The following is a 24,351-nucleotide window of genomic DNA, read 5'->3' as shown; positions in this document are numbered from 1 at the left end:
CTATTACTTTGTTTTTTTAGTTTTTTGGGTAATATTCATTTGCTTAAAGCATTTTATGGTATCTAGCTTTACTTCCTGAATTATAGTCGAATTTCCATCCAGATAATGAAGCCCCTGACAATAACTTAAAAAGTCATTGTATTTTTCTTCGTTTACCACAACTACCACATCAGATAAATCATTGCATATATATTTATTTTTTAAATAATTAACCTGCTCTTTATACGTTCTGGTATCTCTTGCACCCAGATTGGCAATGATTTGAAGTCGTTTTTTTATATCATTCAATACAATTCCGGCAGAATCAACAACTTCCGGTTCTTTGAAGGGTTCATACAATTGAAGAATTTCTATTTCTCTTGTTATTGGATATCTGGTTTTATCAGTTTCTAACTTTACAGTATAAATACCCGGTTTGGTAAAAACATAGATGGCCTGTTTCTCATAAGAATCAATCGTTCCTGTTTCGCCAAATTCCCAATACCAATTGTTAGAACTTGGTGAATATGCTGTAAACACAATTTCTTCGCCTACATAACCAAACTCTGAGCAAAATATTTTTGGGATAGAATCTTTTGCTGTCATCGCTCTTCCATTGACAATATTAATTTGTTTTGAAAAATCAAATTTATTATCAATTTTTAACGTCACTAAGTATTTGCCCACTCTGTCGTAAGTATAATTTACGCTTCCTTTGCTAACAATTGAATCTCCATTACCAAAATACCAAACGGCTTTTTTATCTGATATTAAAGTACTGTCATTAATTTTAAAAGATAACTTCTCGTTCAATTCATATTGATGATTATCGTTATCATCTACTATCGAAAAATCAAGATTACTCAATCTTTTATTATAAGGAAATAGTAATGCTACTATCACTAAAATTACCGCAACGCAGAACAAAAGGATAACTACTGTTTTATTTTTAATGTTCATTTTTAAAATTTGCTTTACATTCGTTAAGACTCGTTTGTACAAGAGTATCGTTTTTTCTAACGGTACTTTCTTCAAGGTTTATCTCTAAAAAAACATTTAATAAGTTCCCGCCAATCAAGCAAAAGTTATACGACGAATGAAATTCGTTATCCTTATACAATTGTTTATATTCTGATATATTCCTTTTTACCTCATCGATTCGCTGCACCTGATTGATATCATACTTTATAGTATCTATAGTCTTGAAAATTCGCTTGGATTTATTAGCATAATCTATTTTAATCTTCTGCATTTTTTCATAATCATTAATTCTGTTAAGCATATCTGTATTGTTAAAATTGGGTGTTTTCAATAAAAACTTGGTAACACCAATAAATATAACACAAGCACTTATGATAAATAATAAATTGAATTTTACTTTTTTCCAATATGTTTCATCAAATTCTATTATATTCTTCATGACTCTGGGATTATTTTTTATTATTTTCCTGATTGTGTTTATCGATACATTTTTTAAGCTGAGTTTTATTGATATCGTAATTTGTCTCGGCCTCTTTCAAAACATCAATTTTGGTTTGAATGCGTTGCAGTTCGACTAAAAACTCCTCGTATAAACCAAAAGAATTTGTTAGATTGGTTTTTGACTTTTGAATCTCGTTATTGATCGCGAATCTTTTTTCGTTGATCAGAGACTGAAGATTTTTACGCTCGTTTAAGGTTCTGTCTTTAAATCTTAAATCATTGATTTCTATTAAGATTTCGTCCAAAAGCAAGTTCATTTCGCCTTGTTTTACTGCAATATCATTATAGTATTTATGTTTTTGTTCCAGCTCTGCAACACCTTTGTTTGCAGTTACTAACGTGATATACAGACAGCCAAAAATAAAAGTGAATGTTACAAAAAATATGATCAAAAACTTTCGCTTTTTTTTACGTATTGTAGGATAATTAAGTGGTTTCATAGTTGTTTGTTTAATCTAGTATTGACCACGTATTGCTTTTTGGCGCTGACACTTTGGTTTCTTCACTAATTACAATGTTTTCTTTTCTAACCCCGATGTATTCTAATTCGCTTAATTTTTGCCATAAACGTTTTAGAATTCCTAAAAACTGATTTAGCTTTTCGAGTGTTTGCGCAATATCATTGTGGTCGTAAACCGCACTTTTTGCTTCGAATAAAACACTTAATAATTCTGATGGTTTTACGTCAATCCATTCATAATAATATTGCAAAAGGACTTCTTTCTCTTTGTCATCCATCAATGTTAATGTCGAAATAAGATGATTCGCCAGAACAATTATTCTGTCAAACATATAAACAGGAGATTCTTCGGGAGCGATATTTTTAAGGTAAAAACAGTGCTCAGCATAATAATCGATTATTTTGGTACACAAACTAAAGGTGTTAGACACCAATCTGTTATTAGAAGAACTCTGTACATTTTTTTTATGAATCTTTATCGAAAAATCATTCAACTGATACAATTCTGTATTTACTCTTGCAATGAATTGATTTAGAATTTCATTATTTTTTGTTTTTACAACCGGAGCTATATATTTACCATCTTCAATGAAAGTTCCGTTTTGGAAGGCAATTTTTTTGACAATCAAAAAGTAGCCTGACAAAAAATTATCATTTACTTCATTTTTTTTGATAATATGCAATTTGATTTCCGGAAGTGCATGTGGGTGATGTAACGGAATTATCTCCGGATCAGGAATACCTACAGGAATCAGATCATAAGGGTTTATAGAAACAACAACATAGTAGTACTCAAAAGAATTTCGATCTAAATCATTGGCATTAATACTTGCTTCAGGAAGTTTGGTCCCATAGATATCCTGATTAAAGGAGATTACGTAGCCATTTTTAGCAATTAAGTCGCATTTTTTTAAATATGCAACTAATTGTCCTCCTTCTATTTTTACTTCAATATCTATAGATTTGTTACCTGCCGGCTGGATACAGCCATAATTAAAATTGTTTAACTGAACTTTATTGTAATCGCTAACAATTGTTACAAAGTTGAAATAATTATTAATAAAATGGTCTTTGGTCAGTTTTACACCATCTGTCCAGTTAATTGGTAAATGTATGTTTGATTTCATAATTGCTACGTTGTTTTATTCTAGTATTAGTTAGTTTCTATATTTTGTTTTTTTAAGCCAACAAGGATTAAAAAGATCAATTTTAATTATTCCTCAGTCTCATTTTGCTGCCTGTTCAAAGTAACTCTCTTGGCAAAAATGGTTTGTTTGTTTTTCAGCTTACTCTCAGAAATTGTCTGATGAGGGCTCAGATTTCTTATAAACAAAGGAAATCTGAAATATTTTGACGTATAAAAAGTCCAGCCCGTATCCTCATTCTCAGCACTCGATTCGATCGCATCATTAGGAAATCTATAATTCTGGTCTTCAATAAACTTATCAAACCAATTACCCAAATTGACATCCTGGGCAATTTTTACATCAAATTTTGAAAAGAATTCAGAGTTGGCTTTTTTCCTTATGTTTATCGATACCTGCATCAAACGAAACTTATCGATATTGTCCCAATACTCAATATCCTTACGTTCTTTCCCAACTCGCCAGTATTCATAAAAAGCTTCTGGAATTTGCAGATATTTTTTCTTTGATTCCTGAAAAAATATGGGTGCAAACAACCATAAAATATTAAGCATACTTATATAAGCATAACTGGATATGGCGATATAATTAAACGCGAGATAGTATATCCAGGAAGCGAGAATTATTACAATTAAAAAAAGGAAAATTTTGGCAAGCGGATTATTTTGTATTCCCACCTTCTGAAATATTTCAGAATTCATGAAATACAACAACAAAATACCGATGAATAAATAGTAAAAGACAGAAATCAATAAGCCAAACCAAACATACTCATTGTTAAAAAAAGCAGATAAACAAGGTGCAGCCGCAATAAGCGAAAAACATAAAACAAAGATTATAGCTCCTTTTGTTTTGATTTTTATATTCGAAACCTGGCTCATAATAAGCGTTACAATAAGTATCAAAAACGGGGCTAACAGATATTTTAAAAAAAATGGTAGTATTGTATTCATAGTAGAATGTATCTCTTTATTATGGTTTAAAAATTATAAAATGGTATTAATACCCAAATAGTTCTCGTCTAGTTTTATGCCCAGTTGATAGTTATTAAAAAATACAATATCAACTTTTCTGGTACTAATAATAAAAAATTCCAGCACCTTGCGCGTTAGGGCCATCTTGTGTTCTAAAATGGGGTAATCAATATTACCTTCAAAATATAAAGTGACCTCGACATCATCGATCTCACTTTCTACAGATCCGCAAAGCCCTAAATCAAACCCCAGAGTACCCTGGCTTAATTTTAAAAAAGGAGATGCCTTAAAAACATGTTTTTTATATTTTAGTTTTACCTCGTTACCCAGTAACATTTCCAGAACTTTCTCCAGTTCCGGCAGGTTTTCTTTTAGCTTGTCAGCCTCACATAAATAAATGAACAGATTCTTTTTTTGCTCTTTAGACAAATCAAATTCAATACCCACCAACTCATCAACTACATTAAGAAACAAGTCAATCTTATCATTAAACAAGTGAAGACTCCTGATGGCAAAGTTTGCATTTGCCGAAAAAAGCTCGTTATCAAAAGGCATAAAGAAATCTAAAACATCGTTTTCTGTTTCTTTATTTTCCTTTACAGCTTCTACAATCTCCTTGTTAGACATTGTAGAATTACTAACAGACAGGGGATGAAAAAGTAGTTCCGGCAAATTATGATAAATGCTGTTCTTCGCCAGATGTAAAACAAGTGCTTCCTTAGTAAATCTTGAATCTTCCTGGTACAACATCGACGAGATATCAATAGCATCTCTCGAATTATTCCGTTTCGAAAGACCTTTGTGCCGAACAAAAACTTCGGTATCATTTTTTAGAATATTCTGCAATTCATAAAAAAGAATTTCACCTCTTAAATTAAAATTAACCTGCTGTTTTAAAACAGTAATATCTTGTTCCATAACTTATTTTTTTCCGTCGATATCTTACGAATCCTTTCGTGTGGCTTTATTATTTAAATATTAACCTTCTTAAAAATTACTGCCTCGTATCTCTTACTATCTTCTCTTACAATTACTTTTTAGTAGCTTCCCCACTATACTTACTTTCTAACCTTTTTTCATTCTCATGAGATAATTTGTCTACTTATCTCTCTCCCTCTTGGCGCGTGCGTCACATTGGTGTTAATGGGAAAATTTGTTTATCTTCCTATTTTATTTACGTTTTAAATATATTGTGTCAAGCATAATAACATTATCTTCTATTTTTACTTCTGTGAAATCTATAGTGTCATTAACAAAATTTGGACATGTAACAATTATTTTATTTGAAGTAGGAGGACCTTTCGGCTTTTCTAAAGCGGGCAAAGCCCAATCTCTAGATGAAATTTTAGAAAACAAAAACTTTCCGTTTAAATTTGTTGAAATTGTATCAGTAAAATCTTCTTCAACTGGAAGAAAATAAAGTTTTGCTACAATTGGTTCTCTGATTTGATCATCATAAACATATCCTTTTATTTCAGGCCTAAATACCCATTCATGGTAACAAGAATAAAAGATAATTGATAAAAAACACAGCCAAATAATTTTATTTTTCATAGCTATTTTATTTTAATTTTTGTTAACCAAATTAAACTTAATACGTCTCTTTCGGATGCAACTAGCCGTGTAATATCTTTAGGATTTGGTTCGTTATTATAGTATTTCATTAAATCTATTTCTCCTTTTTTAGGATAATATTCTCCCGAAGTTTCAGACATTTCATCTAAATGAAAAATTTTGTCACTAATTGTTTCAGACCCTTTTATCGGTTTAGTATCTTGTGGCAAATAATATGAGCTTCCTTTATGTTGCCAAGAAAACACCGTTCCTGCGTATGCTTGCAATAATTCATGTCCTAATTCATGAGCAGCAGTTTCTTTAAAACTCGAAATAGCATCATAAGCTGTGTTTACATCATTTTCTAAATGATATCGCCAACCATCATGTGGATCTCCTTTCCAGTCATGTTTAATGTGTCCTGCATTATAAGATAACCTTTGTATAACACCTAAATCTGGTAAAGCATTTAAGAAATTGTCATCCAGATTACCATCAGAATAGCTCCCACCTGGATTTCCTGAACGCATCCAGTCTCTATTAGTATTATACACTAATGGTAGAGAATGTAAAGCATTTTTAGAAGTATCTATAGCTTTTATATAAACTTCATAAGCCTCAACAATATTGACATTCTTACCAACTATATTGTTTTTGTTTCTTCCCCAATATTTTTCTAGACCAGCAAAAGCCATTTTCTTCAATTCATCAAATGTTTTTGTCCTGCTTTTAATAACAGGATGACTCGGGTTTATTACTTTAGCAGGAACTTTATCCCAATCACAAGTTGTAATTTTTGTCCCTGCAAGAGGATCAACACCTGTTGTTGGTGTAAATGTTTCGTAACTAGCTTCTGTATCTATTGTATAGGTACTGCAATCCAGTCCTTTTGCTCCACCATCTTTAAGATTTACTCTTAAAGTAACATCAATTCGTTTTGATTTTTTGTCAATTTTTACATCCGTCCAATCTACTTGGCTGTATTTTGTAGAAAAATCTACAACAATACTTTTTTGCATTCCGTTTTTTATTGCCGTAATTTTTGCTTTTAAATCTTTACCATTAAATCTGGTGCTATCATAAATTCCATTAGTATCAAAACCATCCCAACTTATAATGTAACTTCCCATAGTTGTATAATTTTTAGGCTCAAGATCAGGACTACCTACAGGTCTTTCTGCAGAAACCATCGGGATATGCGAGGTCTTTTTGGACTTAAATAGCTTTTCTTTAGTTTCATTGTTAATAATTACAGGTTTTAGCCAATTATTTTCATATAGTAGATCTCCGCCTTCGCTAATTATCTCAAAATAAAAGGCATCTATGTTAGACTCTTTAAGGCTATATTTAAATCTAAAAAATTGATTCTCTATTTTTTTTTCAAAATCTAATATTCCAAATGGCACTATTGTATTTTCAGTTTTGTCCAACTCAAATTTGATAGTAAAATCAGGTGCATAACCTGGCACAGGTGCGCCTGTAACATCAAGATTTTTTATCTCGTTGCGTTGTGCACAATCTGTAATTTTAATTGCAACGCCTCCATATTCGCATTTTATAGTACTTTTAAGAAGTAGCGGAAACTTTTCCTGAAAATATACTGTACCAACATCTTTCCAATCAGCAAGTTTCATCACTGAGGCACAGGGGCTGGAACTATTGGGGCTTTTCTTGCAATTACCTTTAAAGATTACGCTTTTCTTGTCTTTCTCTACCACCGTAGCTACTTTTTTGTCTTGTATGGTAGGTGTGTCAAAATTTACTTTTAAGTCACCTTCCGGAACAGTACACAAGTCACATTTGAGTTTGGCTCCGTTAATTACAAATTTTAAACCATCCTCGGCCTTTTCTTTTTCCTCACGTTGTTTTCGTTTTAAAGTATTATCTGGCTTTGCCATTAAAATGATATTTTATTAATGCGATAAAAAATAGACGCTTTTTCTTTTTCTAATATTGTTCCTTACTTTTTTTCCCAAATAAACTCATCCTCTTTTATATCCAGAACAATAGCTTCATTCTCAAGAATGGCTTCGGATATAATTAATTTTGAAATTGTTTTCTTTAGATACGTTCTTACGATTCCTGCAATAGGTCTGGCTCCGTATTTTTTAGAAAATCCTTTATTTGTCAGATATTCTAAAGCACCCTCTGATATATCAAACGAAATATTTTTGATCCCTTTTAATTGTTCTTGCAGGCGGTTAAGGTGTAACTTAAAGATAGCTTTGGCAATTTCTATGTTTATTGGTGCAAACGGAACAACCTCTGTCAAACGTCCTAAAAATTCAGGTCTGAAATGCTGACTCATAATCTCTATCAATTGATTAGAAGTAGGCAAATGCCCGCCTTCTATTTGCTCCTGAATCCATTGACTACCAATATTTGAAGTAAAAATGATGATCGCCTTAGAGAAATCGCCCTCACGACCCAACTTGTCATGAATTTTTCCTTCGTCCATAATTTGCAAAAACACATCATAAACAGAACTGTGCGCTTTTTCGATCTCATCAAAAAGTACAACCGAATAAGGTTTTTGCCTGATTTTATTAACCAGCATCCCTCCTTCTTCATATCCTACATATCCCGGAGGAGCACCGTATAATAAAGCAGCCGAATGTTCTTCTTTAAATTCTGACATGTCAAATCGAATCATTGCATTTTCATCATCAAACAACAATTCAGCCAGTGTTTTTGTTAACTCAGTCTTTCCTGTCCCCGTTGGTCCTAAAAAAAAGAAGGATCCAATAGGTTGTTTAGGGTTACTCAAACCACTTCGGGATTCGATAATCGCTTCAGATAATGTTTTTATAGCATGCGCCTGTCCTTTTACTCTTTCCTGCAATTTGTCTTCAATCGTTAAAAGCTTTTCTTTTTCGCCCGCGCCTATTTTTCCTAACGGTATTCCGGTTGCATTAGAAACAACTGCAAGAATCTCCGCTTTTGTAACAACTGTAATTTTATCTTTTGCAATAGCTTCAATGTTTGCCGCTAATTTCTCGACATCATCAAAAGTAACGGCTTCATTTTTTTGTCTTTTAGAACTTTCGGCAGCATCAATTTTACTCGTTACAATACAGCTTATTCTATTGTATATTTCTTTTTCCAGCAAACTCATTTTTGATTCATCGGCTGGATCAGATTCTTTTATCTGTTCTTTTATTTTTACAATTTCGACTAATGAATTGGCATTAGAAACAATTACAGACGAAGCCGTCCTGTCTAATAAGTCGATGGCTCCGTAAGGCAATTTTTTTTCTTTATAAAATCTTTTAGACAAATGAATAGCTTCTTCTATTACCTCGTCATTGATCCCTATTTTGTAATGTTTTTCTAATTTATTTTTATAAATATTCAAACATTCTATCAATAAAGAATAGTCCAGCTCTTCGATGAAAATGTTTTCGAATTTTCCGTTTATTGTCGTTCCTTCGATAGATTTTCTATACGAATCAGCATCAATTGAGGCAATGATATTAATGCTTCCCTGAGTCAATTGCGTATTTATGATATTGATTACAGCATTTGATTTTGAGCTTGATGAGTTTAGTAATACCTGTATATCATCAATAAAAAGTATACTCTTTCCGTTTTTGGCTAATTTTTCAAAAATTTCAATCAGCTTTTTCGAAATCTCATTCTCATTACTGCAATTTGCAACGAGCTTTGCTACATTTAGAGATAAGACAAGTGTTTCTTCAAAAAAGTTAGGATCAGTTTCATGCAAACTGTAGATAAGATTTTTGATGATACTGGTTTTTCCAATACCGGATTCCCCAATCAATAGAATACCGTGGTTTTCGTATCGTTCTATATTTTCAAGTATCAGTCTTACCTCTCTGTTACGGCCAATAATGCTGCTGCCTTCTTCAATAATTTCTTTTTTGTATAAGGTCTCGCAATAGCTAATATCGATTGTTTCCTGTTCGTCGCTATTATCTGCCAGACTAAAACTCTTTTGATTATTTCTAAGCCCAAAGTGTTTCAAAAGTTCCTTATCGCTTAAATCTAAACCATCGATTTGTTTGTCGCTATAGACCAATCCGGGTTTTATAATAGCTATAAAAACACAAAAAGCATCGATAGAATCTGCTCCTAATCTAATTTTATTGAAATTTGATTCTGTAAAAACATGCTCAACTTCAGTATCACTTATAATAATATTATCATTGCTTTGAGCAGAAGTATACACCTCTTTTCTCACATCAAACCATTCTTTTATATACTCTGTATCTTTTGATAGTGATTTTAAAACTTCTGCTAATCCTGTTGGTTCAAATAATAATGCATACGCTAAATGAGCCACTCCATATGTACTGTGCCCGTCCTGAATTGCTAACGATTTGGCAGATTTAATGGCAGATAGTAAGCTTGGACTATAATCTAATTCGTTCATAAGTTTAGTTAATTGTAATTTGAAATGGAATGTTCATAACGGATTGTTTCTCTAAAGTCTCTTTTAAAAACAGCTCGATTTTTTTCTTATTCTCTATCTGCAAAGCATATTTTTCCTGCAAAATAACTTCAATGTCAATGGTTCTAAAAACCCCTTGTTTTCTCTGGTTGCTTATCCCAACTCCATCAGTAATCAAGACCTCTTTTGTAATGTCTCTTAAATGATAATGTACCGCTGATCGTATGTCTTGTTTGGTTACTAACCTTTCTTTTGATAAAAAACCGTAACGTAAATTGATTAGTTTTTCGACTTTATTATTTCTGTAAATCCCCCCAACTGAGCTTGCTTCAAAAATGGTAGAATCCTGTGCCAGTTCAGACAAAGAGGTTTGCTTAAGAATGGTGCCTTTTTTCAAGTTATTTGCCACCTGCCCGTTCGAAGTCCAATACGAGTAATAAAGAATTTTAGATTTATCGGTTTCATGAATCAAAGCATACACTTCCTCTTCATTAACCTGACTGTAGCTGCTGTTGATTTTACTTTCGATCGAATTAAGTTCTTCATTAATTCTGGTCATGGTAGCATCAATATAATCTGCATTTATATTAGAAAAAGAACTAATATCCTCTCTTAATGCCCTTGCTAATTTTTTAAGGAAAAATTTCGCATTTCGGGAATCATAATTTTCTAATCCGCCATAAAAAATAGTAAATGTATTTGCGGTAAGAGCATTTGCCTGCTTGATACCATTGATGAATTCAATATTCTTTTCGTTAAAAATTTTCATAACATCAAGAAAATGAGTATGTCGCTCTGCTTTCATCGGAAAAAGTCGCCCTTCGATCTGTGCATTATGCACCCTGTTGTTTAACTTTCTGTTGACAATAGGAAATGTGTTTATTTTTATCTGAATTTTATCAAGTTCTGCTTTAGTAAAAATTTCAGGAAATACAAATTCCAGCCAAATCAATCCGGTATTCTTTTTTCCGGATTTTAACTCTTCTTTCTCAATATTAAATTTGTCTAATATCGATTCGTATACCAGGTTTTCAGGATCCAGCTTTAATTTATAAATAAAATTTTTATAGAATGATTTTATGTTTTCAGTATAGTGTTTATTGTCCTGAACTTCATCAAAAGTTTCATTTTCGAAATCAATATTATTTCCTGCGGAATCTTTTACTGTTACAAATTGCAAAAAAGCATCCAAGGATGAATCGCCAGTTATAAAAGTAAATTTCAGTGAGTTAATTTTTTCCAGATTTTCTTTAGCAACATCTAATCCAACCCAGATGCGATGGTCCAAAACCTTGTGTTGTGTGGGTAAATGCTTTATATGTTTAGCAGAATCGATCAAAAATGAGTCATACATTTGAAAGCTAATTTCGCCTTCAACAATATTTTCATTGGTAAAAGGCGTAAAATAAATATCATAATCAACATTCGTGACCATGCCTGCTTTTACCACAAATTCAGTATCATTATTGAGTAACACAATACCTTTGGTAGCAATTGTACTTGCCATAGTATGGGCCGGCATGGGCAAATTCCATTGGCTTGGTACAATTTCCTGAGCAATACGTTCGATAATTTTATTATCAGATTCAATTCCTTCCTGATACAAATAGTAAAGTTCATGAACAAAAACATCTAACAACATCATGACCAAAGGATCAGCCATATTAATATCTTCAATTCCCCAGATTTCTAAACATTTTTTTTGAATCCTGTTCTTTATTTCGATAAACTTAACGTCTTTCATATTTTATTTTATTGTGAAATTGGGCTTATATTCAACTTTGTGTGAAAATTAAAAGGAATTAAACTTTCAATAATGGAACCTTTTACGACAATATTGGCTTTTCTTCTTATGCTTGAACCTAATTCTTTATCGTCAATTTCATCCAAAGAGATCGAAACTTCGGTTAGAATTAATCTTTTTTCAAATTCTTTAATTGATTCGTATAATGATTTTCTGACCAAATCTTCCCAGTCTCTTTTTTTGATATGTTGATTAAATTCTAAATCCCAAATAATCGTCCCATAGCTTGGTGTCTCTGGGATTTCTCCAAAAGATGTCGTAATAATCATCATAATATTATAAGCAATGGATTCGTCGATCTTACAAAAATTCTCCTGCGAGCCTTTTAGCAAAGTCTTAAAATTAACAGGATATTTCAGGTATTTCATAATTTCATTGCGATAAGTTGATTTTTAACAAAATTAAGTCTTTTTAAATTTTTTAACATAGTACGACAAAAATCCAAATAAAATACTTACAAATCAATATTATTTAAAACTTTTTTTTTATTAGTTTTACAAAATTAACTAAAAATCTTATAAAATTATGAGCATGTTCAATTATGGTATTGGTGGCAATGAAGTAAAGATTGATGCCAGTGAATCGATTTTAGAAATTCCTTCAAACAGAACGTTACTGATTCAAAAACTTACAAATGAGCAACCGGTAGGACCTGAGGCTGTGTATGATTTACAAACGGTAGAAGCAGTGTTTGAAAAGTACAAACCAAGTGTAGATTTCGAATTTACAACTGAAGAAGGTTCAGATTTAAATGAATCGATGGTATTTCAAAACTTAGGAGATTTTGGAGCAAAGTCAATTAAAGAGAATAGTCCTTTTTTGAATAAATTAAACACCGAAAAAGAGCAAGCTTACAAAATTGTGCGCCAACTTTCGAGTAATAGAGGCCTAATAAAAGCTATTCAGGACCCAGCTGTAAAAGAGGCTATAATAGAATTACTGGAAAACGCTAAGAATGAAATTAACAACAACAAACAATAATTATGGCAACTCAAACTAAAGAACAAAAGAGTCATGGTTCTTCAACCGAACAATTGCTACAGGAACAAGGAAGTAGCAAAATCAATTTATTAAACGAATACGGAGGTTTTGCCTTTTTAGAAAACGTAATTGACGGATTATCAAACTTAAACCCTACCAGAAAAGCAAGAAAAAATATTTTTCTTAATGACGCGCAGTGGGAAAATGAGAGAACAACTCTTACCAACAGACTTGAGTTATGGCTGGATTTACTAAAAGGCAATGATTCTGTTGAGTCGATGATCGAAGTAGCAAATACAAAAGCTACATCTGCAGATACAACTTTAAACAGAAACCTGAAGTATGCTTTGAATACTTCAAGAGAGTTAGAAACATCATACAGAAGTGTTGCTTTATTCTACAAAAATGCTGAAAGTGATAAAATTAAGAACGTAACAATTGTAAATGCAGATATATCTCAATTGAAAGATTTAGATAATACTTTGTTTATTGATTATGTTTCAAATGAACTAAAACAAAATTTTGACAGATTAGATTTAAGAAAAAATTACTCTATACTTTCAGTACCTGGTTATTTAGGTTCTAATGCCGTTTTAGACAAATGGTCTAAAATAGCGCATGAAAACAAAACTGTATTATTGACTGATTTTCAAGATCTTGAAACACCGGATGATGTTATCGATATCTTCTTTAATGCAAACCATACAGGTGGTGATACATACAAATCCAATACAATAATGACTTGTAACTATTTGCTAGGAAGAAGTAAATATGATGAAGTTGGAGAAGAAGACAATTTATACGTACCACCATCAACTTCATTAGCCGGTAAAATATACAAAACGTTAATGTCTCAGGTTGTTGCAGGTAAAAAATTTGGAGGTCTTAACGAAGTCGAAAGTGTTCGTTTTGATTTGAAAAAGAGCGAAATCTCAGAACTTGAAAAAATGGGCTTGGTACCAATGGTTAATGAGTACAGCAAAATCATGGCTTTCTCTGCAAAAACATTGTTTAACGGAGATAACTTAGGTTTACAAACATACTCAGTAGTGAGAGTATTTGATCACATTACAAAAGTACTTTTCGATTTCTTAAACAGAAGAGCTTTCGAAAACTGGACTACCAGAACAGAAGCTGATTTAAGAAGCCAAATCATCAAGTTTCTTGACGGAATCAAAGGGCCAACTAATCTTATTGAGAAATTTACAGTAATGAAAATTGAACAAGATAAAACTCAGAAAGACAGAATTTTATTAGACATTCACATTACACCTTATTTCCCTGCTAAAAGTTTCGTAATTCAATTAGACGGTCACAAAGGAGATGGTCCTGAAGAAGCTGTTTGGCATAGTGATTACAAACAAGTTTAATACAACTAATTTTTACTTTTTTTCTCTACCACAGAAAAATTTGACCCTATTGGAGTGTTTTTTTTGGTTTTAATTCAACTTTATAAGGCAAATAAATAAGTTTTTTACATAATATATTCTTCTTAAAAAGATAAATCTGTTATACTATTAAACTTTAAAATTTAGTTATAAAAAAACGCTAAGATATACTTCTTAGCGTTTTTTATATTTTAGTCTAAAACCAAACCTATTTGACCGTCATCATCCAGTTCTGTTTCGACAGAATCATCTTCGGGCAATTCCGGTTTTTCGGGAATTTCTTCGACAGGTTCATCATAAGGCAACGGTTCTAATAAATTAACTTGTTTTAACTTATCTGCCGTCAATTGATTTCCTAATGCCTTAAAGCCTTTTACAGCAATAAAATCCTCAACATCAATATGCAAATCCTCTTTTTGAACTCCTTTTACTTTGGCAAATACCAATTGTGCCAACGGACGATAATCGGTTGATACAATTTCTAATTGCGAATTAGGATGTTCTGTAATAAATGTTTCTTCTTTATTTTCGGTTTCAACAAGAAAACGTTTCAGGAAATAACGTTCTTTTTCTCCATCAAAATAAATGGCAGAGATTGGTTTTTTAGGATTCCATTTCTCCAAAACAATCATATCTTCATCAAAATGAGTCGATAATTCTGGGATAATTACCTTTAGTTTACCGGTTTGATTAATGATTAAGATCTTATCACTTGGTTTAAATTCCCCCAGTAACTCACCTCTTGCATCAACATTTAAACGTTTTACCGTATCATCAAACCAAACTTTTCTTGGTAATAAAGTAGAGATTCCTTTCTCTTTTAACTCAATTTTCTTGATCGGATATTTGGTTACCAAATTCCCTTTTGACGCTCGGCCCTTAATAGCTAACTTGGCAAAATCAATATCAAATTTCAATTTTTTGATCGTTCCTACCTGACGCAATAAAATGGTAATAACCTCAGCTTCTCCGTTTGGATTATGCGAAAAATAAACGACCTGAGAACCATTGGTTTCGTTCGTTAAATCATACGGTTTATCGCGTGTTACGCCCGAAACATTGAAACGTTTGATATAAGAAGGTCCGGATTTACCATCACGATACATCATGTTGTAAATCGTTCGTTTGTCGCTTTTATCAAAAATAGCAACATGAATAATATCTTTGCCCACAAATGTTTTGGAATCTACTTTTGTAACCAGCATTTTTCCGTCACGCAAAAACACAATTACATCATCAATATCAGAACAATCTGTAAGATATTCGTCTTTTTTTAAACTCGTTCCAACAAAACCTTCCTCACGGTTTACATACAGTTTTGTGTTACGCAACACTACTTTTGTAGCCTCAACATTATCAAAAACACGAAGTTCTGTCTGGCGTTCGCGGCCTTTTCCATATTTTTCTTTTAGCTTGGTAAAATAAGCAATCGCAAAATCAGTTAAATTCTCCAGATGATGCTGTACCTCTTTCATTTCGTCTTCTAACTTCGAGATAAAATCATCGGCTTTATCAGAGTCAAAACGGGTAATACGAATCATTGGAATTTGAGTCAATCGTTGCAAATCATCGTCGTTGATGTCTCTGACAAATGATTTTTTGAAAGGCTCGAATCGATCATATAAATATTTGTACAGCGATTCTCTGTCTGAATATAGTTTGAACTCAATGTACATTTCTTCACGAATGAAGATTTTCTCTAAAGTAGAAAAATGCCATTTATTTTTTAATTCTTCTAACTGAATTTCTAATTCCTGACGCAGTAAATCCTGGGTTCTGTTTGTCGAAATCTTCAACATTTCAGAAACCCCGATAAACAACGGTTTATTATCTTCGATCACACAACCTAAAGGCGCTACAGAAGTTTCGCAAGCAGTAAAAGCAAACAAAGCATCAATCGTTTTATCGGGAGAAACACCCGGAAATAAGTGAATTAAAATCTCAACATCGGCTGCTGTATTGTCTTCAATTTTTTTGATTTTGATTTTGCCTTTATCATTGGCTTTCAAAATACTGTCAATCAAAGTCGTGGTATTGGTCGAAAACGGAATTTGCGTAATCACCAGGGTATTCTTGTCCAATTGTGCAATTTTCGCACGAACACGAACACGTCCGCCACGAAGTCCATCATGATAATTAGACACATCGGCAATACCTTGTGTCATAAAATCAGGATATAAGGTAAAAGCTTTTCCTTTTAAAATCTTGATCGAAGCATCAATTAACTCATTGAAGTTGTGTGGTAAAACTTTAGTCGAAAGACCAACTGCAATACCCTCTGCTCCTTGTGCCAATAGCAACGGAAACTTTACCGGAAGATTATTGGGTTCTGCACGACGACCATCGTACGAAACACCCCAATCGGTAATTTTGGGAGAATATAAAACCTCCAAAGCAAATTTAGACAAACGCGCCTCGATATAACGGGAAGCCGCAGCTCCATCGCCTGTTAAGATATTACCCCAGTTTCCCTGACAGTCAATCAATAAATCTTTTTGACCTATTTGTACCATTGCATCTCCAATACTCGCATCTCCGTGTGGGTGATACTGCATGGTGTGTCCAACAACATTGGCAACTTTATTATAACGACCATCATCCAACTCTTTCAAAGAGTGCATGATACGACGCTGAACCGGCTTAAAACCATCCTCAATTGCCGGAACTGCACGTTCCAGAATTACATACGAAGCATAATCCAGAAACCAGTCTTTGTACATGCCCGTTACTTTCGTAATAACGTCATCTCCTTCCTCCTCTTGATTTTCGTAAAAATGCTGTCCTTCAAAATTCTTGGCATTTACACTTATAATTTCCTCAGAATCATCTCCGTCCTGATTATCGTCAAGTTGGTTTTCTTCAGAATTATTTTCGTCGTCGTTTGGAATGATGTTATCGTCTTCTTCGTCTTTCATTTAATTATATTCGAAATTATAATTTTAATATTATTTGTTTTCGATGAGTTGTTTTAAAACTTCAACGCTTGGCAAAACGGTTTTATATTTACTGGCAAAAATTTGCTCGTTGTTTTCCGGCAAAGTATATCTTACTACAGATTCGCTTTTATTTTGACAAAGTACAATCCCTATTGTTTTGTTTTCATCTTCCAGTCGCATTTCTCTGTCATAATAATTGACATACATTTGCATCTGACCTAAATCCTGATGTTTTAATTCGCCTATTTTCAAATCAATAAGCACAAAACATCTTAAGATTCTATTATAAAAAACCAGATCTATTCTAAAATGTTTATCATCAAATGTAATTCTTTCCTGCCTTGCAACAAAAGTAAAGCCATGACCTAATTCTAGTAGAAAATGCTCCAGTTTATTAATAATTTCTTGTTCTAATTGAGATTCTGAATATTGATGTAGCTCCGGTAATCCTAAAAATTCAAGTATATAAGGGTCTTTAATAAGATCCTTCGGCTTTTCAATAATCTGACCTTTTTCAGAAAGTTTTAATATTCCTTCTTTATCTCTGCTTAATGCTAATCTTGCATAAAGTGCCGAATCGTATTGACGTTTCAATTCACGTACACTCCAGTTGTATTTTTCAGATTCTATTTTATAAAAACGTCTTTCTTTTTCATCATCAATTCGCATTAAAAAAACATAATGCGTAAAAGTCAATTTAAAAAACGAAGCCAATGTTTGATAATCCAGTCTTTTGAATTCCTCAGTCAATGACTGGGGTTTTTGAATTTGCAAAATCCTAGTCAGTGACTCGGATTTTGAGTAAGTCAAATAAAACTTTCTAATATTCTCCAAATTAACTACAGAAAATCCTTTTCCAAACTCTTTAGTCAATTGTTTCGAAAGATCTGTTAGAAGTTTTTTACCATACTCAGCTCTATCTTTTCCATTTTGTTCTTCTTCAACAATAATTCTTCCTATTTCGAAATAAGTAATTGTCATTGTTGAATTTACGGTACGTAAAACCTGTTGTCGGGCAGTTTGCAATAACTCCGCAACTTGTTTAAAAATGACTTTATTTTGAAGACCGTCTGACACTATATTCTACTTTAATTTAAGCTTCTGCTTCAACCGCATCCAACTCTACTTTCAGGTTCTTGATGATAAACTCTTGTCTGTCCGGAGTATTTTTTCCCATATAGAAAGATAACAATTGCTCAATCGAGGTATTTTTGTCCATCATAATTGGGTCAAGACGAATCGTTTCTCCAATAAAATTCTTGAACTCATCCGGAGAAATTTCTCCCAAACCTTTAAATCGGGTGATTTCGGGTTTTGGTTTTAGTTTTTCGATCGCATCTCTTCTTTCTTCCTCAGAATAGCAATAGATGGTTTCTTTTTTATTTCTAACCCTGAAAAGTGGTGTTTGCAGAATATACAAATGTCCTTCTTTGATTAATTCCGGAAAAAACTGCAGGAAAAAAGTAATCAATAACAAGCGAATGTGCATACCATCGACATCGGCATCGGTTGCGATTACGATGTTGTTATAACGCAATTTTTCCAGTCCGTCTTCGATATCTAAAGCTGCTTGCAATAAGTTGAATTCTTCATTTTCATACACGATTTTTTTCGTCATTCCGTACGAATTCAAAGGCTTACCACGTAAACTAAATACGGCTTGTGTATTTACATCACGTGATTTGGTAATAGATCCGGAAGCCGAATCTCCCTCGGTAATAAAAAGGGTACTTTCTAAGTTTCTTGGGTTTTTAGTATCCGGAAGATGTGCACGACAATCTCTTAATTTTTTATTATGAAGATTTGCCTTTTTAGCACGATCTGTCGCCAGTTTTCTAATTCCGGATAACTCTTTACGTTCTCTTTCGGCCTGCAAAATTTTGCGCAATAACGCTTCTGCCGTTGGAGGATTTTTATGTAAATAATTGTCTAATTTGGTTTTAATAAAGTCGTTTACAAAAGTACGAACTGATACTGGCGGAGTTCCATCATCAGAACCCATATCTGTAGAACCCAATTTGGTTTTGGTCTGCGACTCAAAAACCGGTTCCATAACCTTAATACTAATTGCACTTACGATTGATTTACGAACATCAGACGCTTCAAAATTTTTGTTGTAAAACTCCCTGATTGTTTTTACAAGTGCTTCTCTGTACGCTGCTAAGTGTGTACCTCCCTGTGTGGTATTCTGACCGTTTACAAAAGAGTGATATTCTTCGCTATATTGTGTTTTACTGTGCGTTAAAGCAATCTCAATATCGTGTTCTTTCAAATGGATAATTGGATACTCTAAGTCTTCTGCACTAATTGTTTCTTCTAATAAATCTCTAAGACCATTTTCTGAAAGATATTTTTCTCCATTGAATAAAATAGTCAAACCATTGTTTAAGTAACAATAGTTTTTGACCATTTTGATCACGTATTCTAAACGGAATTTATAGTTTTTAAAGATCGTTTCATCCGGCGTAAAAGTCACTTTTGTTCCTTTTCGCTTGGTGGTATCAATGATATCTTCTTCCAGAATTAAATTTCCTGCCGAAAATTCTGCTGCTTTTTGCTTATCATCACGAACAGATTCTACACGAAAAGCACTCGAAAGTGCATTAACAGCTTTTGTTCCTACACCATTTAAACCTACTGATTTCTGGAAAGCTTTAGAATCGTACTTTCCTCCGGTATTCATTTTCGAAACTACATCGACCACTTTCCCTAACGGAATACCACGTCCGTAATCACGAACAGATACCGTTTTATCCTTGATTGTCACCTCAATAGTCCTACCAGAGCCCATTACGAACTCATCGATACAGTTGTCTAAAACCTCTTTTAAAAGAATATAAATACCATCATCCGGCGAAGAACCATCTCCCAATTTCCCGATATACATTCCGGGACGCATACGGATATGTTCTTTCCAATCGAGTGATCGAATATTATCTTCGGTATATTGATTTTGCTCTAGCATAAAGTAAATTGGATTTTTGGCTAATGTACCATTTCTACGTAAAAAATAAAAGCGTATTCATTTTTTGTTATGATTAATAACAGCTTTGAATTCTATTTAAATTGATTTTAAAATAATGCGACCTTTAAAAATATAAAAAATCAGCTTTTAAATAAAAAAATACTATTTGATTCCCAGCACTTCTTTTGCCAAAGCAATCATTTCGGGAGTTCCCGTATTTTTGTTTTTTTCGTCAGAAAGTTTCACAACACCTTGCCAATGGGTATTATCGAGTTTGACATCTGTAAGCTTTACCACCATATTCATAGAGGGCAAACCTACATCATTGGTAAAGTTGGTTCCAATACCAAATGACATTTTTATTTTGCCTTTACAAAAATCTGTAATGCTTTTTACTTTATTATAATTCAACGAATCTGAGAAGACAATGACCTTAGATTTTGGATCGATTCCCATTTTTGTGTAATGCGTAATTACTTTTTGTGCAAACTCAATTGGGTCACCACTATCATGACGAACACCATCAAAAAGTTTAGAATATTTTTTATCAAATTGCTCAAAAAATACATCCGTCGTATAGGTATCCGTTAGTGCAATTCCCAGATCACCGCCATAAACTTGTGTCCAATGTTCTAAACTAATCAAATTAGCCATTTTAAAACCATATTGAGCGGCATGAAACATGAACCATTCGTGTGCATGCGTTCCTAAAGGTCGTATGTTGTTGACCATTGCAAAATGTACATTACTGGTTCCTATAAAACTTTCTGAACCAAAATTATGAAGTGTTTCGTTTATCAAAACATGTACATCATAAGAATGACGACGTCTGGTGCCAAATTCTAATATCGAAACACCTAATTTGTTATAGCTATCGATCTTGTCTTTGGTAATGGTTTTTATCGCATCATCATTTAAACGAATTAAATGATTTGACTTGTAAAAAAGCTCCGAAATCAAAGCCATCAAAGGCACTTCCCATAAAATGGTGCGATACCAGAAACCTTCTATTGTTACTTTTATTTCTGATCCCTCCTGTGTAATCTGAACTTCTGAAGGATCATAATTGTACCCTTGCAAAAAATCTAAATAGGTAGGATCAAGATAAGGGCAATATTTGGCTAAATATTCTTTTTCGTTTTTTGTCAATCGCAAATTGGCCATTGCATCTACCGATTTTCGAAGTAAATCAGCAAAACCGGGCGGAAACATATGCTTTCCTCTATTTATAAAACCATACCGTACTTTTGCTTTAGGAAAAAGTTTTATTACAGCATGTTGCATCGTAAATTTATAGAAATCATTATCAAAAATTGATTTCAGGAAAGTTGTCTCCATATTCTGTTACATTTCAACAGTTAATTTTACTGTTATCATTTAAATTTCGTAGCTGCTAAGATACGGCAATTTAATAAAAAGAAGAAAATTCTTTATAAAAAATATCCCCTATGGTTTATTTTTGAATTATTTTGAAGGAAACAATGCTAAACGTATCTAAATAGATCGTAATATAATCGCCTATATTTTTATCATAAGTAATTTGAAACTCTAAACCTCCGCGTCTTTCTTTAGAATTTAGAATTTTTACGGGTTGATTTTTTTTATTCAAATAGAAAATAACATCTGATTTTGAAACATTCTTGATCTCAATAGTTATTTTATCGCCATATTTTGCTTCAATTATTCCGGAATCCGGCGATTTAATTTTATAATCACCCTCTATTGTTTTATTATAAATCAAAGGTCCGTCAAGAAAATCTTCTTTGCTTAGTTTATTTCCTAAATATGAACCTGAATCAGGAAAGTGTTTTGCAAAAAAATAATCAGGATCTGTATCAAAATAAATGGGCGAAAAATCATTTACCATTCTCCCTTTACTACTGTCATAATATCCCTGACCCCAGGTAACATCAATCAAGCGCCATTTTTTATCAATCAATACCATATTCCAGGCATGATTTGAAGAGGTGTTTTTTCGACCAATATCTGCTAATCTTATTTTAGAATCTCCACGAATAATTTCTGATTTCAAGCCTGTTAATCCTGCCAAATGCTGGTACAAAGCTGTAAAACCTTCGCAAACTGCTTTTTGGGAATTAAACGTTTTCTGAATCAATTTATCATTAATCTGCTGGATTTTCCTTTGTTTATCGGCCTCGGTAGAGTAACTAAAGCCTTGCGTTCGTGGCGGATTTAAAAAAACAGCGTAATCGTATTTTATATTAAAGGCAATCCAGCTGTAAATTGCTCTCGCCTTATCACCATCTGAACTAAAATCTTTTTGAATTCTGTCTGCCAGATCCTCTGTCGAGCTAAAGCTTTTTGGGTATTTTAAAACCGTTCTGTCAACATCATTATACTTTTGTGAGTACGAAGAATGCATAAAAATAACATTCAGTAACAAAAATATAAAAGCATTTTTTTTTATTATCATGGGTTAAAAACTAGACTTAATAATGTCTTTTAATTCTTTATCTAACTCAGCATTTGAGATTTTATTTCCTTCTAAATCAAAATTTGCATTAAAAGTTGGCAACGAAAAAGTAGCTTTTATTTGTGCACCATATCTTGGCAATGCATTGTTGGCAATCTCGAGAACTGATGCTCCGCCTCTTGGACCCGGTGAAGTTGCCAGTAACAACATTGGTTTTTGCTGAAAAACCTCTTTGGTAATTCTCGAACTCCAATCAAAAATATTTTTGAATGCTACAGAATAGTTTCCGTTATTCTCTGCCAACGAAACAACCAGAAGATCTGCACTTGCAATTTTTGCCAGAAATGCTTTTGCAATTTCATGTTGCCCTACTTGTTTTTCGAGATCTACACTAAATAATGGCATCGCATAATCGTTTAAATCCAAAATTTCGACTTCGCCATTTTCAAATAAACCTGCTGCATAAGTAGCTAAATGTTTATTAATAGAATGCTGACTGTTACTTCCTCCAAAGGTTATGATTTTCATGATTGTTGTTATTTAATGTTTTACCATAAAAGTGATTTAAGTTTGTTTAAATAATACTTAAACATTCTTAATTTACCGTAAAGATACACTTGTACAAATTCATTTAAGTAAAACTTTCATTATCTTAAAGTACTTATATGGTCAAAATTTTATTTGGTTTCGATTTCATAAATCTCTTTCTGAATCTCTACTGAGTATTCATTAGGATAAATTTTACCTCCGTAAGATTTTGCATATACTTTGGTAAATTCGGCTCCAAAATACAGAATAATCGCGGAATAATATACCCAAACCAAAATAATTATTACAGATCCCGCCGCGCCGTATACTGAAGCAACTGTAGAGCTTCCTAAATAAAATCCGATTGCAAATTTACCAATCATAAATAATATGGCAGTCACCGTTGACCCTATAAAAGCATCTTTCCATTTTATTTTCCCGTCAGGCAATGTTCTAAAAATAATAGCAAAAAGCAATGTTATACTCGCCAATACAATGAATATATTGACTATGTAGAACAAATAAACCGTGCTTTCAGGAAAATATATTTTTAACCGTGCACTCACCAAATCTAATGTGGTACTTATAAACAGACTGACCAACATCAAAAAACCAACCGAAGCAATCATTGAAAATGACATTAATCGATTTTGAATAAATTTTTTAATCCCTTTATCCGGTTTTGCCCGCAAGCCCCATATAAAGTTAATAGAACTTTGTATTTCTGCAAAAACTCCTGATGCTCCAATTAACAACATTGTAATTCCAAATATTGTAGCAAAAATGTTATCTCCGGATAATTGCACATTTTTTATAGCTTCCTGAATCTGGATTGCAGCACCGTTACCTACCAAACCGTTTATTTGTCCATAAAGCTGACCTGTTACAGCATCTTCGCCAAAGAAAAATCCGCATATAGTGATAATGATAATTAACAAGGGAGGAAGTGCAAATATGGTATAATATGATAATGCAGCACTGAGTTTTATAGCATTGTCATCATTAAATTCTAAAAAGGTATTCTTGAGCAGAAACCATGACTTGGAGAATATATTTTTTATTTTCACGATACTTCTGGTTTTTAGATATTCATTCAAATTTAATAAATAATCGAAAAATTAGGATTCTCGTTTTTTAGGTAAATTTTACATTTTTACCATGTTATTCAAAACATATTTTGATTTTGTTTGTTTCTTCTTAACTTAATGACATTTACTTCTATTCCTCACGCGAAACCGTTAAACAAGATATTTGGATGTTTGGATGTTTGGATCATTTTGGACAGATTAAAATCCGTCCCTACAAAATAA

General features: G+C 32.7%; 20 protein-coding genes. 2 read left to right on the top strand and 18 right to left on the bottom strand.

All coding sequences use genetic code 11. The annotated features are described in order from the left end of the window. Positions 1 to 3 precede the first annotated feature (3 nt). The 11 genes from B0A64_RS10150 to B0A64_RS10100 form a co-directional block, all read right to left on the bottom strand. On the bottom strand, positions 4 to 939 hold the full coding sequence (locus B0A64_RS10150) for a PKD domain-containing protein (protein ID WP_089479403.1): 936 nt from the start codon (positions 937 to 939) through the stop codon (positions 4 to 6). Further along, positions 929 to 1,399: a type VI secretion system TssO gene (tssO, locus tag B0A64_RS10145; RefSeq protein WP_089479402.1), complete on the bottom strand. Its 471-nt coding sequence runs from the start codon at positions 1,397 to 1,399 to the stop codon at positions 929 to 931. The genes B0A64_RS10150 and tssO overlap by 11 nt, the downstream gene beginning before the upstream one ends. 10 nt (positions 1,400 to 1,409) lie before the next feature. Next, a complete protein-coding gene (locus tag B0A64_RS10140) occupies positions 1,410 to 1,901 on the bottom strand; it encodes a hypothetical protein (RefSeq protein ID WP_089479401.1) in 492 nt (163 codons plus the stop codon). Between the two features lie 10 nt (positions 1,902 to 1,911). After that, a complete protein-coding gene (locus B0A64_RS10135) occupies positions 1,912 to 3,048 on the bottom strand; it encodes a hypothetical protein (RefSeq protein WP_089479400.1) in 1,137 nt (378 codons plus the stop codon). Positions 3,049 to 3,134: 86 nt separating this feature from the next. Continuing rightward, the gene (locus tag B0A64_RS10130; protein WP_165769793.1) at positions 3,135 to 4,019 is read right to left on the bottom strand and encodes a TssN family type VI secretion system protein; all 885 of its coding nucleotides are present in this window, start codon (positions 4,017 to 4,019) and stop codon (positions 3,135 to 3,137) included. A 33-nt stretch (positions 4,020 to 4,052) separates the two neighbouring features. Further along, positions 4,053 to 4,958, bottom strand: a complete 906-nt coding sequence (locus B0A64_RS10125) for a hypothetical protein (RefSeq protein WP_089479399.1) — start codon at positions 4,956 to 4,958, stop codon at positions 4,053 to 4,055. A gap of 252 nt (positions 4,959 to 5,210) precedes the next feature. Next, positions 5,211 to 5,594, bottom strand: coding sequence for a hypothetical protein (locus B0A64_RS10120; RefSeq protein WP_089479398.1), 384 nt, complete (start codon positions 5,592 to 5,594; stop codon positions 5,211 to 5,213). A gap of 2 nt (positions 5,595 to 5,596) precedes the next feature. Beyond that, entirely contained in the window at positions 5,597 to 7,492 is a 1,896-nt protein-coding gene (locus tag B0A64_RS10115) for a DUF4280 domain-containing protein (RefSeq protein ID WP_089479397.1), read from the bottom strand. A gap of 62 nt (positions 7,493 to 7,554) precedes the next feature. Continuing rightward, on the bottom strand, positions 7,555 to 9,987 hold the full coding sequence (locus B0A64_RS10110; protein WP_089479396.1) for an AAA family ATPase: 2,433 nt from the start codon (positions 9,985 to 9,987) through the stop codon (positions 7,555 to 7,557). Positions 9,988 to 9,991: 4 nt separating this feature from the next. Then, a complete protein-coding gene (locus B0A64_RS10105; protein ID WP_089479395.1) occupies positions 9,992 to 11,749 on the bottom strand; it encodes a hypothetical protein in 1,758 nt (585 codons plus the stop codon). An 8-nt stretch (positions 11,750 to 11,757) separates the two neighbouring features. Beyond that, positions 11,758 to 12,177, bottom strand: a complete 420-nt coding sequence (locus B0A64_RS10100) for a GPW/gp25 family protein (protein WP_089479394.1) — start codon at positions 12,175 to 12,177, stop codon at positions 11,758 to 11,760. A gap of 157 nt (positions 12,178 to 12,334) precedes the next feature. Here B0A64_RS10100 and B0A64_RS10095 point away from each other — a divergent pair, with 157 nt between their 5' ends. Together B0A64_RS10095 and B0A64_RS10090 are read left to right on the top strand one after the other, a co-directional pair. Beyond that, on the top strand, positions 12,335 to 12,790 hold the full coding sequence (locus tag B0A64_RS10095; protein WP_089479393.1) for a hypothetical protein: 456 nt from the start codon (positions 12,335 to 12,337) through the stop codon (positions 12,788 to 12,790). 2 nt (positions 12,791 to 12,792) lie between these two features. After that, positions 12,793 to 14,160, top strand: a complete 1,368-nt coding sequence (locus B0A64_RS10090; protein WP_089479392.1) for a DUF5458 family protein — start codon at positions 12,793 to 12,795, stop codon at positions 14,158 to 14,160. Positions 14,161 to 14,369: 209 nt separating this feature from the next. Here B0A64_RS10090 and B0A64_RS10085 read toward each other — a convergent pair whose 3' ends face one another. The 7 genes from B0A64_RS10085 to B0A64_RS10055 all read right to left on the bottom strand — a co-directional run bounded on the left by B0A64_RS10085 (position 14,370) and on the right by B0A64_RS10055 (position 24,108). Then, positions 14,370 to 17,093 (bottom strand): DNA gyrase/topoisomerase IV subunit A, encoded by a 2,724-nt coding sequence (locus B0A64_RS10085; protein WP_089479391.1) that lies wholly within the window; start codon positions 17,091 to 17,093, stop codon positions 14,370 to 14,372. 30 nt (positions 17,094 to 17,123) lie between these two features. Continuing rightward, the gene (locus tag B0A64_RS10080; protein ID WP_089479390.1) at positions 17,124 to 18,191 is read right to left on the bottom strand and encodes a PDDEXK nuclease domain-containing protein; all 1,068 of its coding nucleotides are present in this window, start codon (positions 18,189 to 18,191) and stop codon (positions 17,124 to 17,126) included. Positions 18,192 to 18,207: 16 nt separating this feature from the next. Continuing rightward, positions 18,208 to 20,079, bottom strand: a complete 1,872-nt coding sequence (locus tag B0A64_RS10075; RefSeq protein WP_089479389.1) for a DNA topoisomerase IV subunit B — start codon at positions 20,077 to 20,079, stop codon at positions 18,208 to 18,210. Between the two features lie 162 nt (positions 20,080 to 20,241). Then, the gene (gene pncB / locus B0A64_RS10070; protein WP_089479388.1) at positions 20,242 to 21,417 is read right to left on the bottom strand and encodes a nicotinate phosphoribosyltransferase; all 1,176 of its coding nucleotides are present in this window, start codon (positions 21,415 to 21,417) and stop codon (positions 20,242 to 20,244) included. Positions 21,418 to 21,532: 115 nt separating this feature from the next. After that, positions 21,533 to 22,462 carry a transglutaminase domain-containing protein gene (locus B0A64_RS10065; protein ID WP_244285389.1) on the bottom strand — a complete coding sequence of 310 codons (930 nt, stop codon included), beginning with the start codon at positions 22,460 to 22,462 and terminating at the stop codon, positions 21,533 to 21,535. A 54-nt stretch (positions 22,463 to 22,516) separates the two neighbouring features. Further along, positions 22,517 to 23,041: an NADPH-dependent FMN reductase gene (locus B0A64_RS10060; protein ID WP_089479386.1), complete on the bottom strand. Its 525-nt coding sequence runs from the start codon at positions 23,039 to 23,041 to the stop codon at positions 22,517 to 22,519. Between the two features lie 149 nt (positions 23,042 to 23,190). Then, positions 23,191 to 24,108: a YihY/virulence factor BrkB family protein gene (locus B0A64_RS10055; protein ID WP_089479385.1), complete on the bottom strand. Its 918-nt coding sequence runs from the start codon at positions 24,106 to 24,108 to the stop codon at positions 23,191 to 23,193. Between the last annotated feature and the right edge of the window lie 243 nt (positions 24,109 to 24,351).

The sequence above is a fragment of the Flavobacterium araucananum genome, from assembly GCF_002222055.1.
Taxonomy (GTDB): domain Bacteria; phylum Bacteroidota; class Bacteroidia; order Flavobacteriales; family Flavobacteriaceae; genus Flavobacterium; species Flavobacterium araucananum.
Note: the sequence above shows the minus strand (reverse complement) of the source record. Positions and strands in the feature narration are given on the sequence as shown.

Excerpts from the sequence above, each read along its gene's own strand:
- B0A64_RS10150 (WP_089479403.1), bottom strand. The coding sequence starts at position 939 with ATGAACATTAAAAATAAAACAGTAGTTATCCTTTTGTTCTGCGTTGCG.
- tssO (WP_089479402.1), bottom strand. The coding sequence starts at position 1,399 with ATGAAGAATATAATAGAATTTGATGAAACATATTGGAAAAAAGTAAAA.
- B0A64_RS10105 (WP_089479395.1), bottom strand. The coding sequence starts at position 11,749 with ATGAAAGACGTTAAGTTTATCGAAATAAAGAACAGGATTCAAAAAAAA.
- B0A64_RS10060 (WP_089479386.1), bottom strand. The coding sequence starts at position 23,041 with ATGAAAATCATAACCTTTGGAGGAAGTAACAGTCAGCATTCTATTAAT.
- B0A64_RS10140 (WP_089479401.1), bottom strand. The coding sequence starts at position 1,901 with ATGAAACCACTTAATTATCCTACAATACGTAAAAAAAAGCGAAAGTTT.
- B0A64_RS10075 (WP_089479389.1), bottom strand. The coding sequence starts at position 20,079 with ATGCTAGAGCAAAATCAATATACCGAAGATAATATTCGATCACTCGAT.
- pncB (WP_089479388.1), bottom strand. The coding sequence starts at position 21,417 with ATGGAGACAACTTTCCTGAAATCAATTTTTGATAATGATTTCTATAAA.
- B0A64_RS10085 (WP_089479391.1), bottom strand. The coding sequence starts at position 17,093 with ATGAAAGACGAAGAAGACGATAACATCATTCCAAACGACGACGAAAAT.
- B0A64_RS10125 (WP_089479399.1), bottom strand. The coding sequence starts at position 4,958 with ATGGAACAAGATATTACTGTTTTAAAACAGCAGGTTAATTTTAATTTA.
- B0A64_RS10135 (WP_089479400.1), bottom strand. The coding sequence starts at position 3,048 with ATGAAATCAAACATACATTTACCAATTAACTGGACAGATGGTGTAAAA.
- B0A64_RS10120 (WP_089479398.1), bottom strand. The coding sequence starts at position 5,594 with ATGAAAAATAAAATTATTTGGCTGTGTTTTTTATCAATTATCTTTTAT.
- B0A64_RS10065 (WP_244285389.1), bottom strand. The coding sequence starts at position 22,462 with ATGCATTCTTCGTACTCACAAAAGTATAATGATGTTGACAGAACGGTT.
- B0A64_RS10090 (WP_089479392.1), top strand. The coding sequence starts at position 12,793 with ATGGCAACTCAAACTAAAGAACAAAAGAGTCATGGTTCTTCAACCGAA.
- B0A64_RS10095 (WP_089479393.1), top strand. The coding sequence starts at position 12,335 with ATGAGCATGTTCAATTATGGTATTGGTGGCAATGAAGTAAAGATTGAT.
- B0A64_RS10115 (WP_089479397.1), bottom strand. The coding sequence starts at position 7,492 with ATGGCAAAGCCAGATAATACTTTAAAACGAAAACAACGTGAGGAAAAA.
- B0A64_RS10110 (WP_089479396.1), bottom strand. The coding sequence starts at position 9,987 with ATGAACGAATTAGATTATAGTCCAAGCTTACTATCTGCCATTAAATCT.
- B0A64_RS10100 (WP_089479394.1), bottom strand. The coding sequence starts at position 12,177 with ATGAAATACCTGAAATATCCTGTTAATTTTAAGACTTTGCTAAAAGGC.
- B0A64_RS10130 (WP_165769793.1), bottom strand. The coding sequence starts at position 4,019 with ATGAATACAATACTACCATTTTTTTTAAAATATCTGTTAGCCCCGTTT.